At 61.8% G+C, this 16340-nt stretch carries 5 protein-coding genes and 10 pseudogenes; 7 read left to right on the top strand and 8 right to left on the bottom strand.

Features of this window, described 5'->3' with window-relative positions; genetic code table 11:
* Together JFT80_RS19150 and JFT80_RS19145 are read left to right on the top strand one after the other, a co-directional pair.
* A pseudogene (locus JFT80_RS19150) lies at positions 1-687 on the top strand (acyl-CoA dehydrogenase family protein); the annotation flags it as partial.
* Positions 684-1877, top strand: a pseudogene (locus tag JFT80_RS19145) (acyl-CoA dehydrogenase family protein). The pseudogenes JFT80_RS19150 and JFT80_RS19145, both read left to right, overlap by 4 nt.
* A 108-nt stretch (positions 1878-1985) precedes the next feature.
* Here JFT80_RS19145 and JFT80_RS25210 read toward each other — a convergent pair.
* The 3 pseudogenes from JFT80_RS25210 to JFT80_RS25205 all read right to left on the bottom strand — a co-directional run bounded on the left by JFT80_RS25210 (position 1986) and on the right by JFT80_RS25205 (position 4159).
* Positions 1986-2620, bottom strand: a pseudogene (locus JFT80_RS25210) (nuclear transport factor 2 family protein).
* Positions 2620-3397 (bottom strand): annotated as a pseudogene (locus tag JFT80_RS24530) (SDR family NAD(P)-dependent oxidoreductase). Before JFT80_RS24530 ends, JFT80_RS25210 begins: the two co-directional pseudogenes overlap by 1 nt.
* A gap of 14 nt (positions 3398-3411) precedes the next feature.
* A pseudogene (locus tag JFT80_RS25205) lies at positions 3412-4159 on the bottom strand (SDR family NAD(P)-dependent oxidoreductase).
* A 275-nt stretch (positions 4160-4434) separates the two neighbouring features.
* On the opposite strand from JFT80_RS25205, the pseudogene JFT80_RS19125 reads away from it, so the two are divergent.
* A pseudogene (locus tag JFT80_RS19125) lies at positions 4435-5266 on the top strand (alpha/beta fold hydrolase).
* A gap of 90 nt (positions 5267-5356) precedes the next feature.
* Here the strand turns inward: JFT80_RS19125 and JFT80_RS19120 are convergent.
* The 5 genes and pseudogenes from JFT80_RS19120 to JFT80_RS25200 form a co-directional block, all read right to left on the bottom strand.
* Complete coding sequence (locus tag JFT80_RS19120) at positions 5357-6586, bottom strand: NADH:flavin oxidoreductase (RefSeq protein ID WP_201148926.1); 1230 nt, start codon at positions 6584-6586, stop codon at positions 5357-5359.
* Positions 6587-6659: 73 nt separating this feature from the next.
* Positions 6660-8304: pseudogene (locus JFT80_RS19115) on the bottom strand (DUF1302 domain-containing protein).
* Positions 8305-8396: 92 nt separating this feature from the next.
* A pseudogene (locus JFT80_RS19110) lies at positions 8397-10012 on the bottom strand (FadD3 family acyl-CoA ligase).
* Between the two features lie 31 nt (positions 10013-10043).
* The gene (locus JFT80_RS19105; protein WP_201148925.1) at positions 10044-11066 is read right to left on the bottom strand and encodes a ferredoxin--NADP reductase; all 1023 of its coding nucleotides are present in this window, start codon (positions 11064-11066) and stop codon (positions 10044-10046) included.
* Positions 11067-11150: 84 nt separating this feature from the next.
* Positions 11151-12339 (bottom strand): annotated as a pseudogene (locus JFT80_RS25200) (acyl-CoA dehydrogenase family protein).
* A 264-nt stretch (positions 12340-12603) separates the two neighbouring features.
* Between JFT80_RS25200 and JFT80_RS19095 the strand changes: the two are divergent.
* The 4 genes and pseudogenes from JFT80_RS19095 (at position 12604) to dmpG (ending at position 16248) form a co-directional block, all read left to right on the top strand.
* The gene (locus tag JFT80_RS19095) at positions 12604-13377 is read left to right on the top strand and encodes a glucose 1-dehydrogenase (RefSeq protein ID WP_201148924.1); all 774 of its coding nucleotides are present in this window, start codon (positions 12604-12606) and stop codon (positions 13375-13377) included.
* A gap of 68 nt (positions 13378-13445) precedes the next feature.
* Positions 13446-14237 (top strand): fumarylacetoacetate hydrolase family protein, encoded by a 792-nt coding sequence (locus JFT80_RS19090; RefSeq protein ID WP_201148923.1) that lies wholly within the window; start codon positions 13446-13448, stop codon positions 14235-14237.
* A 46-nt stretch (positions 14238-14283) separates the two neighbouring features.
* On the top strand, positions 14284-15210 hold the full coding sequence (locus tag JFT80_RS19085) for an acetaldehyde dehydrogenase (acetylating) (protein ID WP_122839829.1): 927 nt from the start codon (positions 14284-14286) through the stop codon (positions 15208-15210).
* Between the two features lie 10 nt (positions 15211-15220).
* A pseudogene (gene dmpG / locus JFT80_RS19080) lies at positions 15221-16248 on the top strand (4-hydroxy-2-oxovalerate aldolase).
* The last annotated feature ends 92 nt before the right edge of the window (positions 16249-16340 follow it).

Below are 16340 nucleotides of genomic sequence, written 5' to 3'. Positions count from 1 at the left end.
TGCGCCGACCTGCTGATCGTCGCCGCTCGCGCCCCCGGCACTCAGGGCGAACGAGGCATCAGCCTGTTCGTCTTGCCTGGCGACACGCCTGGCGTCGTACGTACCCCCTGGCAACCCTGGACCAGACCCGTCGCCTTGCCCGCATTGAACTGCATCAGGTGCAGGTCAGCGAGTCACAACAACTTTGCGGTCCAGACCAAGGCTGGGCGGTGCTGCGTAGCACCCTGCTGATTGCCACTGCCGGCCTTGCCGCCGAACAAACCGGGGGCGCGCAGCAGGCCCTGGACCTGACCCTGGCCTACATTGCTGAACGCCGGCAATTCAAGCGCACTATCGCCAGCTTTCAGGCAATCAAGCACCGCTGTGCCGACATGATGCTGCAAGTCGAGTGCGCCCGGTCGGCGGCCTACTATGCCGCCTGCGTGGCCCAGGAATGCCTGGCCCCCAAGGCGATGCCGCCGTGGCCCAGGAGCTTGAGCAGGCCGCCGCCACGCAAAAATCCATGCCAGCGAGGCGTTTTTCAACTGCGCCGCCGAGTCGATCCAGCTGCATGGCGGCGTCGGGTTCACCTGGGAATACGACCCACACCTGTATTTCAAACGAGCCCGCGCCAGCGAGCACCTGCTAGGCAGCCCGTCGTTGCACCGCGAGCGCCTGGCCAAGCACCTGTTGGGAGAACAACCATGAAAATCGGATTCAGTCGTGCAGACGAAATGTTCCGTGAAGAAGTTTCCCGGTGGCTGGCCGAGCACCTGAGCGGGGAATTTGCCCCACTGCGCTTTCGCGGCGGTCCGGGGATGAACACAGCTTTCCTGAGGAGCGCAAGGCCTGGGAGCGCCGGCTTGCCGCAGGTGCCTGGATCGGCGTCGGCTGGGCCAGGGAGCACGGCGGACGAGGACTTTCCATCAGCCAGCAGGTGATCTTCCATGAGGAGTATGCCCGCGCCGGTGGCCCCGGGCGCATGGGTCATATCGGCGAAGGCCTGGTCGGCCCGACACTCGCCGCCTTCGGTACCCCGGCGCAGCAAAAGCGCTTGCTGCCCGGGATCCTCGACGGCCGCCAATTCTGGTGCCAGGGCTATTCGGAACCCGGAGCCGGTTCGGACCTTGCCAACGTGCAGACCCGGGCGAAACTGGATGCCACGGGTGAACACTGGCTGATCAGCGGGCAGAAGGTCTGGACCTCCCTGGCCCACGAAGCCGATTGGTGTTTCGTGCTGGCGCGCACCGAGGCCGGCAGCCAAGGGCATCACGGCTTGTCATTCCTGTTGGTGCCGATGGCCCAGGACAGCATCCGCGTACAACCGATCCAGCAACTGACCGGCACGAGTGAATTCAACGAGGTGTTCTTCGACCAGGCCATCACCAGTGCCGATAACCTGATCGGACAACCAGGCGATGGCTGGAAGATCGCCATGGCGCTCCTGGGTTTTGAGCGCGGCGTATCCACACTGGGTCAGCAGATGCAGTTTCACAACGAACTCGATGGAGATCATCCGCATCGCCCGCGCCAACGGCGCCGCACGCGACCCGCTGCTGCGCCAGCGCATCGCCCAGGCCTGGAGCGGGCTCAAGGTATTGCGCTACAACTCTTTGCGCATGCTCTCAGGTCCTCAAGACGGTAGCCTCAGTCGCGAAGCGATGATCTACAAACTGGCCTGGTCCACCTGGCACAGCGACCTGGGCAAACTGGCGATGGACGTACTGGGCGATGACGGGGAAATCCTCGACGGCGCGCCTTACCAGCTCAGTCGCCTGCAGTCGCTGTTCCTGTTTACCCGCTCCGACACCATCTATGGCGGCAGTAATGAGATTCAGCGCAACGTGATTGCCGAACGGGCATTGGGCATGCCACGTGAACCACGAGGCCCTCATTAACAACAGCGCCTGAAAAGATTGATGCTTGCGTGAGATGCAGACACAGCAAGGGGGAGCAAGCTCTTCTGATTTCACTGGTAACGCCCCTGCTCGGGAACGATCGCCCCTTCAGCGCACACGAATCCTGGGGTCATCGGCCCCGCGACGCAGCGCTTTGAGAAAGCTCCAGAGGTGCCGGCTCGGCGATCTGCGGCAAGGCGTCCTTGTCCGGGCGCTGTGTCCAGAAATCATCCCAGGAAGGGAAAAGTTCGTGGAAGGAGCCGGCGTACGGTTCGCGCCCTGGCCAGCGCATTTTCAAACCGCCGATGGGTGGTTTGTTCAGGTCGGTCGCATACCAGTAGCATGGCAAGCGGCGACGGAAGCACCAGCGCCCGTCGATTCGCTCATAGTCGTCCCAGTACAGCATCTGCATGATGACCCACTCGGGACCGGTCTCATGTTCGTTCTTTCGAATACACCACACCGGTGGCGTGGTCGGCATCGCTGAACTCAATGATGTGTTGGCCCAAGTGATGTGAAGTGCCGTGAAATTGCTTGCGCATGGTTTCATCCAGCCACACCTTCAGGTGCGCCCGGCCGCTCTTGTCGCGCCCCACGCGCACGTCCGGGGCGAAGCAGTTGGCCATGGCATCCATATCACGCATGTCCAGCGCCAGGGCATATTTGCCGGCCAGTTGACGAATCGCGTCCAGCGACTCCAGTCGATCGATACGCGCAAGCAATGCGCTCGAGTCCTGGCTCATCAGTCGAGCACCGTGTACAGATCCGAACCGCGCCCGCCGTCGACCGCCAGGCTGGCGCCGGTGACGTACGAAGCCTCGTCGCTGGCCAGAAACAGAATCGCGTTGGCCAGCTCCACCGGCAGGCCGACCCGTTTCATCGGGATCACTTTTTCAGTGTTGGTACGGGTCTTGGCGTCACCCAGCATGCCGGCTGTGGCCGGGGTATCGACCACGCCCGGGATGATCACGTTGCAGCGAATGTTGTGCGGTGCGCCTTCGCTGGCCGCCGCACGGCTGAAGTTGATGACCGCCGCCTGGCCGCGGAGTAGCTGGCCATCCAGGCGGTGCCGAACAGGCCGCAGATAGACGCGATACATGGCGATCGAACCACCGCCCTGCTCTTCATCAACTGCATCGCGGTACGGGTACCCCAGAAGGTGCCGTCCACGGTGGTCGCAAAGTTGGCATGCCAGTCTGCGGTGGTCATTGTGTCGATACCACCCCACGTGTAAGCCATGGCGTTGTTGACCAGAATGTCCAGACGCCCGTGCCGTTGTGCAGTCGTCGAAGTGCGTCGACGTAGGCTCGTGTCTCATCGCTGACATCGGCCCACGGCGATGTCGGCCTGCCCACCCTGGGCCCGGATTTTCTCCTGCACACCTTGCAACGGTCTCGATGCGACGACCGCACAACACCACAGTGGCGCCCTCTTCGGCGAATCGCAGCGCGGTGGCTTCGCCAATGCCGGAACCGGCGCCGGGTAACGAAGGCGATTTTTCCTTGTAAACGCTTGCTCATGAGTGTCTCCCTGATTAGATAAAGGCCATGCCACCGTTGACGGCGATGTTCTGCCCGGTCATGAAGCTGGCGTCTTCGCTGGCCAGGAACACCGCGACCCTGGCGATCTCGTCGGTTTCGCACATGCGGCCAAGGGGCACGTTTTTCAGCAGCGCCTGCATGTAGTCATCGGGGATGCCCGCCATCATTGGGGTGTTGGTGGGCCCCGGTACCAGGGTGGTTCACGCGTATGCCACTGGCTGCCAGTTCACGGGCAATTGAGCGAGTCAGGCCCATCACCCCGGCTTTCGAGGCACAGTAGTAGGCTTGGGCCATCACCGGTCAGCGCGGCGGTGCTGGAGAGGTTGATGATTGCGCCCTTGCGGCCACCCTTGACCATCAGCCTGGCGCCTTCACGGCAGCACAGGAAGGTTCCACCCAGGTTGACCCCGATGACCCGCGCCCAGCTCTCCGTCCGGGGTATCGAGGAAGCTGTCCAGCGCGCCGACGCCGGCGTTGTTGACCAGGATGTCGAGGCCGCCAAAGTGCTGCTCCGCCTGGCCCATGGCGGCGTCCGCCACGGACGCACCGTCACCGACGTTACAGGCCAGGGCCAGTACCGCGGTCACCCGGATCTGCCGTAGGCCCTCGGCCAGGGCCGCCTGATTGAGGTCGACAGCTACCACCTTGGTGGTGCCTTCGGCGACAAAACCACGCACGATGGCCCGGCCCATGCCCTGGGGCGGCACCGGTCACGAACGCCACTTTGTTGAGTAACTTCATAGCAATCTCCGAATGTGCAAATACGCTGCGGCCCGCTGCCCTGCAATGGAGCCGTCCCCTGCATGATTAGCGGTAAGCGCCTGGGCAACACATCGTCCGATGGGACTAGCGCCTGAGTGGTCTGAACGGACGATGTGTGCAGCGCTGTCAGCCCCCAGCATTAGCATTGCGCGCACCACGTCAGTCTTCGCGTTCCCCTTCAACTCGCTGCATTCAATCGGCTGCAGTGCCTGGCGTGGCTGCGCGTCATGAATCCGCAGACAATGGAGAACCCCATGAACCAATCCGTAGACTTGCCCCTGCCCGTCGGCCATTACGCAAACCTGCCAAACGGCCTGTGTCTGCACTATCTGGATGAGGGCGCAGGCCCCGTGGTGCTGTGGCTGCACGGCAGCGGGCCGGGCGCCAGTGGCTTCAGCAACTTCAAAGGCAACTACCCGCAATTGGCGGCCGCAGGCTATCGCAACATCGTGCTTGACCTCCCGGGTTTCGGCCGATCGGACAAGCCCGAGGACGTCCAGTACAACCTCGATTTTTTCGTCGACTGCGTGGCCGCGTTCCTGGAGTGCATCGGCGTGCGGCGTTGCACGCTGCTGGGTAATTCGTTGGGGGCGCGATCGCCCTTGGCCTGGCCCTGCGCCTGCCGCAACTGCCACAGAGCCTGATCCTGCTGGCTCCGGGCGGTGTCGAAGAACGCGAGACCTACTTCAAGATGGAAGGCATCGTACGCATGGTCAGCCTGTTCAGCGCTGGCCCCATCGGAATGGAAGAGATGCGCAGCATGATGCGCCTGCAGCTGTTCGACGATTCGATTCTGCCGGAAAGCCTGCTACAGGAACGCGTAGCGGTGGCAGTGACCCAGCCCAAAACCTGTTCAGCACCATGATGGTTCCGAACATGCAGGCGCGCCTGGGTGAGATCCAATGCCCGATCCTGGGCTTCTGGGGTACCAACGATCACTTCAACCCTGTCAGTGGTGCCCAGCGCATCATTGACGGTGCGGCCAATGCCCGGTTTATCGTGCTCAACCGTTGCGGGCATTGGGTCCAGGTGGAACACCGGGAATTGTTCAACCGCAGCTGCATCGACTTCCTGCAACACGGTTGATCCGGGCGGCGCGGTGTACGTGCTGCACCGCGTAATCTGTCTTCTCCGGCAAGCCTCGTTCCCCCGGAGCCAGGCCTTGACGTATAGCCGTTACCCCGCTGCTGGCTGACGGTTCAACTCGGCGTCGCCGGGCTTGCCCAGTACGCAGGACGTGCCGCCGGGGGTGTACATCATTGCCACGCAGCGGTTGCAGGCCGTGCAAATCGAATCGCGACTGACGCCGCTGGCGAGTTTATTGACGTAGTCTTGCTCAGCCAGCAACACCCGCCCCATGGCGACCAGGTCAAAGCCCTCGGCCATGACCTGTTCAATGCTCGACAGGCTCTTGGCTCCGCCCAGGTAAGCCAGGGGCATCTTGACCGCCGCGCGTACTTTGCGCGCGTGTTCCAACAGATACAGTTCGCGGAACTCTACCGTCGGCTCTTTACGGCGCTGAATGGCCATGGCCAGGGCGATGATCTTGTTTTTCTGCTGCACGCGGTTTTCCTTGGGAAAGGAAGAGCCAAACATGGTGGTGATCGATTCCGCGTTCATCCCGGCGCTGAGCACCAGCAAGTGCGCGCCTTCATCCTCCAGCATGCGGGCGATCCGGGCTCCGTCTTCGGCACTGTTACCGGCGCGCACGCCTTCGGTGATGCTGTATTTGCAGATCACCGCCATCTCCTGGCCGACCGCATCGAGCACCGCGCGCAGCACCCGTCGCGGAAAGCGCAGGCGGTTTTCCAGACTGCCGCCGTACTGGTCGCGGCGCTTGTTGTACATTGGCGAAATGAACTGGCTCAACAAGTAGCCATGACCCATGTGGATTTCCACTGCGTCAAAACCTGCCTCGCGCGCCAGCCGCGCGCCTTGGACGAAATCGTGCACCACTTGCTGCATATCGGCTTCGTTCATCGCCTGCTTGAGGAACATGCCACTCATCAGGCCTATCTTGTTGAAGCCTCCGCTGGCTGAAAGCGGACGTTTGGTTGAGCGCTCGCGAATAAAGGTGAAGCAGCCACCATGGGTGATCTGCGCGCTGGCCAGGCCACCGGACTGGTGCACGGCGTCGGTCAGGGCCTTGAAGTGCGGCACGCTGGATTGAGCGAGGATCAACTGGTTGGGCAAGGTGCGGCCATCAGAGCTCACTGCGCAGTAAGCCACGGTGGTCAGGGCGATTCCGCCAGCGGCGAGGGACGAGTGCAGCTTGACCAGTTGTTTGGAAGGCACACCCTGGGCGCTCATGCCCTCATTGGTGGCGGCCTTGATAAACCGGTTTTTCAGGATCAGCGGTCCGATCTTGACGGGGCTGAATGCAGATGGGATTGAAGGAGGGTTCATGGCAGGCCTCTTTATTTTTATCAGGCTAGAAACGAAGCGCTGCGTCGCCACGTCGCGACGCAGCGATGATCTTTCAGAAGGTGTATTTGGCGTTCAACGACAGGTAATCCCGGTCAGCCAGCAACCGCCCCTGGGCGACATCCGGAGAACTCAAGTAGGCGATATAGGTCATGCCGACCTGGAAGTTACCCAGATACTTGAAGTCTCCCCCACAGTCAGGCGCTTCTCGTCGCGCCCCAGGCCCTGGTAGGCGCTACCGTCGAGGTTCTGTGTCCATACCACCTTGGTGCTCAGGTCCAGGCCGTTGGCGATGGACGGGTAGTCCATGTAGACGCCCACGCCCAGCAGGGTCGAGCCACGGGTCTGGGTCTGCGACTCGAACTGGTCAAATGTGCCGTCAACGCCAGTTCCGCCGCCGGTGATGGTCAGGCTGTCCACCCCGTCGATGTGTTGATGCACCACCTCGCCCATCACGGTGGTCTGTTGGGCCAGCATGCTTGGGCCGAGGATGTACGAGGCGTTGAGGTTGCCCTGCCAGATCTGCCCGGTAGTCGGCGCACCGTTGTTGAGGTAGACCGAGGCACCATCACGGTAGCTCAGGTCACCGGCGTACTGCACCGAGTCGCCGACCTTGGAGCTGAAGCTGATGCCGGTCAGTTCTACGTCTTCGAAGTAACCCAGGCGATAGGTCGGTGCGCTTGAATCATGACCGATGCCCTTGAGCGACGAATATTGGGTGTTACCCGTAAAGTCGAAGAATAATGAGCCTACCCGCTCGTGATAGCGGTAGTGGAACAGCCCCACTTCGGTGTTTTCGGTGATTCGGTAGCGTACCCCTACCCCCATTGGCCGCTGTCTCTGGCGTCTTTTTCACCGGCATAACCGACCGCCAGGCCGTTTGGCAGGCTGTCGACTACCCCAGCGCCCAGACGATAGAACTCGGCACCGGGTCCGAAGGTGTCGCTGCCGAAATAATCGCCCACAGGGTTGAGCTGGGTTTTTTCCCATTCGTACTGGTAATAGCCGACCAGCGCCAGGTCTTCGTTCAGCGACCACGACCCGGACACCTGCCCCACCGGCAGGTACGAGTCCTTGGCCTCGGTACCCGGCACATTGAATTTGGTGGCATCAACCGGGGCCTGCCCCTGGCTGATGTTGGCCCAGAACAGGCTCTCGCCCCATGCCACCAGGTGCCGCCCGGCCTTGAGCGACAGATACTGGGTCTCGCCGACGTCGAAGTTGCCATACACATAGGCATCGAGCAGCCGCGCGGTACTGCCGCTCAGCCGGCGGGTTTCGTCACTGAAGCCATCGTTGTGTCCGGTCTTGTTCACCGTCTGCGCCGAGTCGTTAGCGTTTTTCTGGTTGTAGACATCGTCATAGAACTGACTCCCGCGCACTACCGCACCTAGGTTGTCATGTTTGAGTTGCAGTTCGCCGAACAGACTCAGGCGGTTATTGATCAATGAGCCGCGCTTGAAATTCCGCGTGCCGTCGTCGTTGTTCGGGTCATTGAGGTATTGACTGGCCTGCTTGGCGGTACGCATGGAGGCGGTGTAGTTGACCGTCAGCGACGAATCCAGGGTGGTGTTTTCCCCCAATTCGATGGTCGGCGCGGCGCTGGCCGTGGCACTGGCCACCGTGATGGCTGTCGCCAACAGGCAGCGTCCATCGATCATTCTCCCCGGACGGCGCGCAACAAGGTTTCGGGTAAACATGCTCATCTCCTTTTTGTTGTTCTGGCTTGTGTCCCCACAGCATGAAAAAACCACTTTCGCGCACATCGTCCGTTTGGTGAGATGAGCGTTTGTTACGCCAGCACGCCATTGACCACCATCGCGCGCAGTTCGCTCTTCACAACCTTGCTCGACGGATTGAGCGGCAAGGCGCGGAAAAAACGCACCTGGCGCGGCACCTTGTAATTGGCCATTTGCTCACGACTCCAGGCGATCAGTTGTGCCTCGTCGAGCTCTGCGCCCTCGCGCAGCACAACGCAGGCACAGCCGACTTCGCCCATGCGCTCATCGGCAATACCAATCACCGCCACCTGGGCAATCGCCGGATGCCGGATCAATGCCGCTTCGATTTCCGCCGGGTAGCAGTTGAAGCCACCGACGATGAACATGTCTTTCAGTCGATCGGTGATGATCAGGTTGCCCGCTTTATCCAGGCGCCCGACATCGCCGGTGTGGAGCCAGCCATCGGCGTCGATGACTTCGCGGGTCGCTTCGGGGTCCTGGAAATAGCCCTGCATGATGTGAAAGCCACGCAGGCAGATCTCACCGGTTTGCCCTGGATCCAGCGCCTGGTTATGCGGATCGCGAATACTTGCCTCAGTGCCGGCAATAGGCCGTCCGCTGGTGCCGGCGATCACCTGCGCCGAGTCTTGTGGGTCGCAGATAGTCGCAAGCCCCCGCATTCGGTCAGGCCGTAGGCAGTGGTCACCACGGCAAACCCCAACTCGTTGCGCATGCGTTCTATCAGGCTCGGCGGAATACTCGCTGAACCGGTCACCGCGATGCGCAAGCTCGACAGGTCGGTCTGCTTGAGCTGCGGATGCGCAAGCAGCGAGAGGTACAGGGTCGGCGCGCCGGGCAAGACGCTGATGCGCTCACGGGCGATGCGCTGGAACACTTGTTCGGCGTCAAACACCGCATGGGGCAGGATGGTCGCTCCGCCAATCAGGCAAGTCAGCCAGCCGGCTTTATAGCCAAAGGCATGAAAGAACGGGTTTACGATCAGGTAACGATCACCCGGCACCAGGCCGATGACCTTGACGTATTCGGTAAAAGCCCGCAGGTTCTGGCCATGCCCGCTCATCACACCTTTGGGTTTGCCGGTGGTGCCGGACGTGAACAACAGGTCGCACATGGCCTGGGGGTCGACCGCTAATGCACGTTGCCTGGCGCTGTCGGCATCGACGGTTACCGCACCACACAGAAACTGTTGAAGCGTCAGGTCCGCAGGCGATTCGGGCGTATCGCCATCGAGTATCACCAGATGCTGGAGGCTGGCCGGTCGATGGGGTGCGAGGAGCGCCGGATAATCCACATCGAGAAATTGCTGCTGGACAAACAACAGCCTGCAGCCGCTGCGTTCCAGCACATCGGCGGCCTCAAGCCCCTTCATGCGCGTGTTAATCGGCACCAGCACCGCACCTGCACACTGAATGCCCAGCGCGGCGAGGATCCAGTCACCGCTGTTCGGGGCCCAGATACCGACCCTGTCACCAGGCTGGATACCCACAGCCATCAGGCCCCGGGCAAAGCTCATGACGCGCTCGGGCAGTTGGGCGTAGTCGATGCAGTGGCCGTTGTCCTCAATGGCAGTGCGACCGGCGTGACGTTCGGCGCTACTGAAGACTAACTGGGCAAAGTTGACGGGGGCGGCGCTCAGGGGCGCGGCAAGATTCAGGCTCTGATTCATCGTGGGCTCGGGCTTGGCATCATTGGGGGCATCACTCTGGAAAGCGGATACGCAATTGCGCGCTGGTGGGCACTGCCTGACAGGCAAGAATCCAGCCTTCGGCCAGATCACCCGCATCCAGGGCATCGTTATGCAGCAGCTCGACATCGCCGCTTACCAGCGTGCACATGCATGAAGCGCAGCCACCGACGCGGCAGGCGCTGGGAGGCTTGAGACCGGCGCGTTCCATCGCAGCCAGCAACGTCTCGCCGGTGTCGCAGGCCAAGTGGTGCTCTTCGCCATCCAGGCGCACGGCGAGTTGGGCGGCCACGGCAGCCTCGATGCTTGCCACCTGTGGCAGCTCGCCTTCGCCGGGCAGCGACACGAACCGCTCGACATGCACTCGTCGCTCCGGCATGCCCAGGTCCTTTAACGCATTGACGGCGGCGTCCATGAACGGGCCCGGTCCACAAATGAACGCCTGCGCATCTATAAAGGGCCGCGCCAGTTCGGCCAGCTGTCCGACACTTGGGATGCCCTGGACCGAATCGAGCCAGTGGACGATTTGCAAGCGTTGCGGGTGGGCGCTGGCCAGGTGCCGGAGTTCATCGCGGAAAATCACTGAGGACTCATCGCGGTTGGCGTAGATCAGCAGGACCCGGCCGGTTCCGGCGAGCAACGCCGAACGCAGGATCGACAGCACCGGGGTCACGCCACTGCCGCCGCCGAACAGCAGTAAATCGCCGTCGAGGCTACGCGGCACAAATACCCCGGCAGGTGGCAGTACCTCCAGGGTTTGGCCGGCCTGCAACTCGCTGCACAGCCAGTTCGAAGCGCGGCCCTCGTGCACACGTTTCACCGTTACCCGCAAGGGCTCATCCAGCAATGGCGTGCTCGACAATGAGTAGCAACGGGGCAGCCAACCGTCCTCGAAGGGCACTCGCAAGGTCAGGAACTGGCCGGGTTGATAGTGGAAGCGTTCACCCAGATGCTCCGGCACGTCGAAAACCAGGGAGCGCGCATCGGCGGTCTCCTCGATCACTCGTGCCACACGCAGGGCAAGATAATTGTTCATAGATCAGCTACTCATGACCACCTGCCCAAGTATCACGGGCAGGTGTAGACCCAGGGAGTCAAAACGGGTGCCACGGCCACGGCCTCAGACGTAAGGGTCCGGATTGGGCAAGCCCAGCATCACCGCGCCGTAACTGCGCCCGTAAGCCATGTAATTGTTGGCAATGTGTCCACGTGCCTGGTGCAGGTCGCGGAACAGTCGCGCCACCGGGTTGGTGTTGTACAAGCCTGAAGCGGCCAGTGCTGCGCAGCAGGTCGTTGGCCCGTTCAGCGCAAATATTGGTCACGTAGGCCGACTGGTAGCGATACAACAGCCGGGTTTCGGTATCCGGGTATTCGCCGGCGCGGGCCAGGCTCATGAGGTGCTCGTAGTTGCGTTCCAGCACCAGGCGCAGGCTGTCAACGGTGATCATCGCTTCGGCAACGGCGGTTTGCGCCACAGGATCGTCTGCGGTACGGGCACCGTGCTTGCCGATATGTTTGGCGGCATTGTCACGGAACTCGTTGATCGCACCCTGCAGGGCGCCAATGGCCGATGTGGAGACGGCGCGGGAGAACACCTGGGCAAACGGGATCGCGTAGATCGGGTTGGTGTTGACCTGGCGCCCGGGCGTTGCATCGAGCGTCCAGTTATTGGTGCGCTGCACGCGATGGGCGGGGACGAATACATCCTCGACCGTGATGTCATGGCTACCGGTGCCGCGCAGGCCCATGACGTCCCAATTGCGTTCAATCTGGTAGTCCTTGCGTGGCAACAGGAAGGTGCCGTGCTCGGCCGCCTGCTCGCCATCGGGCGGCAGTATTCCGCCCAGAAACACCCATTGGCAGTGCTCACTGCCGCTGGAGAACCCCCAGCGCCCGCTGATGCGGTAACCGCCCTCGACCACCGTGACCCTGGCCGCTGGCATGTAGGTCGAGCAGATCAATGCATTGTGGTCATCCGCCCAGACTTCGCGCTGGGTTTCAATCGGGTAACGGGCCAGTTGCCATGGGTGAACCCCCATTACGCCATATATCCAGGCAGTGGACATGCAGCCTTCGGCAAGGATGGTCTGGATTTCGAAGAAGGTGCGCGGGTCCACTTCATATCCACCAAACGCCCGTGGCTGCATGGCCCGTAGCAGTCCGGTGGACTGCAACTCGAGCACGGTCTCCACCGGTACTTTCAAGTCCTTGTCGGCCTGCGCCGTGCGCGCCTTGAGGGCGGGCACAAGGCTGCGCGCACGCTCAATCAGATCTCGTTCGTCCTGGGTCTTTTCTCGCATGCTGTGCATCACTCAACTCTCCCGATCTCACTGCGCCACTGCGCGAGCTGTGATCAATCATCGGATCGAGCGCACGATCATTCATCGTCAAAGCGGACTAGGGGTCGTACGGTTTGCGCCGGTTGCCAGTGCCGGGTTCTTCCTGGGTAGGCGCAGCCTTCGGCAGTTCCTACGGGGTATGTGTCCTGATTGATAGTCCATTGAGACGATGCTGGCTGCGGTCGTTGCGACGATAGTCAACCCATCAGCCATCGACCCCACGGAGCAAGGGCCATGAGTATTTTGCAGCGTTTCGAGATGCACGGCAGCGTCGCCATCGTCACCGGCAGCGGCCGGGGAATCGGTCGGGCGATTGCCCTGGCGTACGCCGAAGCCGGCGCAGATGTGGTGTGCTCGGCGCGGTCACTGGACGAAGTTCAGGCCGTGGCCGAAGAAGTTCGCGGCTTTGGACGACGCGCCCTGGCGGTCGCGTGTGACGTCAACGACGCCGAGCAACGCCATGCGCTGGTGCGTCAGAGCGTGGAGCAAATGGGTCGTATCACTCACCTGGTGAACAATGTCGGCGGTGGCGGTCCGAATGATCCGCTGGCGATGTCGCCCGAGCAGTTCGCTCAGGTGCTGAACTTCAACGTCGCCACCAGCTACGCCTTCTGCCAATTGTGTGTGCCGCTGATGCGCGAGGCAGGCGGCGGCAACATCATCAATATCAGCTCGGTAGCGGCACGCTATGCACAGCGCCATTTCAGTGCCTACGGCACCGCCAAGGCTGCCCTCAGCCATCTGACCCGCCTGCTGGCCCAGGACTTCGCACCGCAGGTCCGGGTCAACGCTGTCGCACCCGGCCCTACCCTCACTGAAGCGCTCAATGGCGTGATGCCGAGTGCCATGCGCCAGGTCATGGAAAGCAACACTCCACTCAAGTGCCTGGGCACCCCGCAAGATATTGCTGCCGCCGCGCTGTACCTGGCCAGCCCAGCCTCAGCCTGGGTGACTGGCAAGGTTATCGACGTCGATGGCGGCGCAGACTCGTCGGTCTGGCCCGGCTAAGCAACTGTTTTTGGCCCGCCCCTGATGACGTCGGGGCGGGTTTTTTTCCACATGACTGGAGCCCTGCCATGGACGCTCATTTGATCAACACGCTGGGCGACGAATTGTTCAACGCCTTGCGCAGCCGTCAGACCCTGGCGCCCCTGACCCGGCGCTACCCTCAGATCACCCTGGAACAGGCCTACCGGATTTCCTTGCACTTCCTGCAACGTCGCGAGGCACTTGGCGAGCAGGTGATTGGCAAAAAAATCGGGGTGACCAGCCGCGCCGTACAGGAAATGCTGGACGTGCACCAGCCAGACTTCGGTTTCCTCACCAATGCCATGCAGGTCGAGGATGGCTGCGAAGTCAGCCTCGCCCAATACAACCTGATCCAGCCGAGGGCCGAGGGCGAGATCGCCTTTATTCTCGGCGAAGATTTACAAGGCCCCGGCATCAGCGCCGAGGACGTACTCGCTGCCAGTCAATGGGTCGTGCCGTGTTTCGAGATTGTCGACTCAAGAATCGATGACTGGCAGATCCGTATCCAGGACACCGTGGCCGACAACGCTTCCTGTGGCGTGTTTGCCCTTGGCGCCCAGCGCACCGACCCGCGCTCGCTGGACCTTGCCGCCGTGCACATGCAAATGCTTAAAAACGGCCAGCCGGCAGGCTCGGGACTGGGCTCGGCGGTACAAGGCCACCCCTGCGCAGCCGTGGCCTGGCTGGCCAATACCCTGGGCGAACTGGGCATACCGTTCCGCCGCGGCGAGATCATTCTCTCCGGTGCCCTGGCGCCGCTGGTGCCCGTAGTCGCCGGTGACCAGATCAGTCTGTCCATGAGTGGCCTGGGCGAAGCCAGCCTGCGCTTTGTCCCTTGATCACCCTGCACGCCCTTCCCTTTCTCCCTTCCTGGAGCCAAAGACCATGAACAAAAAGATCAAATGCGCGCTGATCGGGCCGGGCAACATCGGAACCGACCTGTTGTACAAATTGATGCGCAGTGACGTGCTGGAACCGGTGTGGATGGTGGGCATCGACGCCACCTCCGAAGGCCTCGCGCGGGCTCGCGAGCTGGGCCTGAAGACCACGGCCGAGGGCGTCGACGGTTTGCTGCCTCATGTACTGGAAGACCAGATCCAGATTGCCTTCGATGCCACTTCGGCCTACGTCCACGCGCAAAATTCGCGCAAACTCAATGCCTTGGGCGTGTTGATGATCGACCTAACGCCAGCCGCCATCGGCCCGTATTGCGTACCGCCGGTCAACCTCAAGGCTCAACTGGGCCTGGGCGTCATGAACGTCAACATGGTCACCTGCGGCGGCCAGGCCACCATTCCGCTGGTGGCGGCAGTGTCCAGCGTGCAGCCGGTGGAATATGCCGAAATCATCGCCACCGCCGCTTCCAAATCAGTCGGCCCCGGCACCCGAAAAAACATCGACGAATTCACCCGTACCACCTCCAGGGCAGTGGAAAAAGTCGGCGGCGCGAAGAAAGGCAAGGCAATCATCATCATCAACCCCGCCGAGCCGCCGCTGATCATGCGCGATACCGTGCATTGCCTGACAGTCACTGAACCCGACCAGCCGGCGATCACGGCTGCTATCGAGGCCATGATCGAGCAAGTGCAGCGCTATGTGCCCGGCTACAAGCTGGTTAATGGCCCGGTGTTCGACGGCAATCGGGTGTCGATTTTCATGGAGGTCGAAGGCCTGGGCGACTACCTGCCCAAGTACGCCGGTAACCTCGACATCATGACGGCTGCGGCGGCACGCACGGCCGAGATGTTCGCCGAGGAAATCCTCAAGGGCGAACTGGTTCTGCAAGCCACCGGCTTAACCGCCAACGCATAAGGAAAAGACCATGGATCTTCGCGGCAAAAGCATTACCGTCCACGACATGTGCCTGCGCGATGGCATGCACCCCAAGCGTCACCAGATCAGCCTGCAACAGATGAAGGACATCGCCTGCGGCCTTGACGCGGCTGGCGTGCCGCTGATCGAAGTCACCCACGGTGACGGGCTCGGCGGCAGTTCGGTGAACTATGGCTTCCCGGCCCACACCGACGAAGAATACCTGTCGGCGGTAATCCCGCTGATGAAAAAGGCCAAGGTTTCCGCACTGCTGCTACCGGGCATCGGTACAGTCGATCATCTGAAAATGGCCCATGAACTGGGCGTCAACACCATCCGGGTGGCCACCCATTGCACCGAGGCCGATGTCAGCGAGCAGCACATCTCCCACGCCCGCGGCCTGGGCATGGACACCGTCGGTTTCCTGATGATGGCTCACATGAACAGCCCCGAGGGCCTGGTCAAGCAAGGTTTGCTCATGGAAAGCTACGGCGCCAACTGCATCTACCTGACCGACTCGGCGGGCTACCTGCTGCCCCATGAAGTCAGTGCACGTGTGGCGGCAATGCGTGCAGCCCTCAAGCCAGGGACCGAGATCGGTTTTCATGGCCATCACAATCTATCGATGGGTGTGTCCAACTCCATTGCAGCGATTGCCGCCAGGGCTAACCGCATCGACGCTGCCTGCGCGGGCCTCGGTGCTGGTGCAGGCAACACGCCGATGGAGGTGCTGGTGGCAGTGTGTGATCGCATGGGGATCGACACGGGTGTCAGCGTATTCGGGATCCAGGACGTGGCCGAAGACCTGGTGGTTCCGATCATGGACTTCCCGATCCGCAGCGACCGTGATGCCCTGACCATGGGCTACGCCGGGGTCTATGGTTCCTTCCTGTTATTCGCCAAGCGAGCCGAGAAAAATACGGTGTGTCGGCCCGGGAAATCCTGGTCGAAATGGGTCGCCGCGGCATGGTCGGCGGCCAGGAAGACATGATCGAAGACACCGCCATGACCCTCGCCCGCCAGCGGCGGCAGGCGTAAAATCGCGCAGCCCGCTTCGACGCTTTCGCGGCCAAGCCCGCTCCAACAGGTTAAGTGATGTACGCAGGTTTTGTGTACGACCCCGAAACTGT

The sequence above is a fragment of the Pseudomonas sp. TH10 genome (assembly GCF_016651255.1).
Taxonomy (GTDB): Bacteria; Pseudomonadota; Gammaproteobacteria; order Pseudomonadales; family Pseudomonadaceae; genus Aquipseudomonas.
This window is presented reverse-complemented; position numbering and strand designations above follow the sequence as displayed.

Excerpts from the sequence above, each read along its gene's own strand:
- JFT80_RS19120 (WP_201148926.1), bottom strand. The coding sequence starts at position 6,586 with ATGAACCCTCCTTCAATCCCATCTGCATTCAGCCCCGTCAAGATCGGA.
- JFT80_RS19105 (WP_201148925.1), bottom strand. The coding sequence starts at position 11,066 with ATGAACAATTATCTTGCCCTGCGTGTGGCACGAGTGATCGAGGAGACC.
- JFT80_RS19095 (WP_201148924.1), top strand. The coding sequence starts at position 12,604 with ATGAGTATTTTGCAGCGTTTCGAGATGCACGGCAGCGTCGCCATCGTC.
- JFT80_RS19090 (WP_201148923.1), top strand. The coding sequence starts at position 13,446 with ATGGACGCTCATTTGATCAACACGCTGGGCGACGAATTGTTCAACGCC.
- JFT80_RS19085 (WP_122839829.1), top strand. The coding sequence starts at position 14,284 with ATGAACAAAAAGATCAAATGCGCGCTGATCGGGCCGGGCAACATCGGA.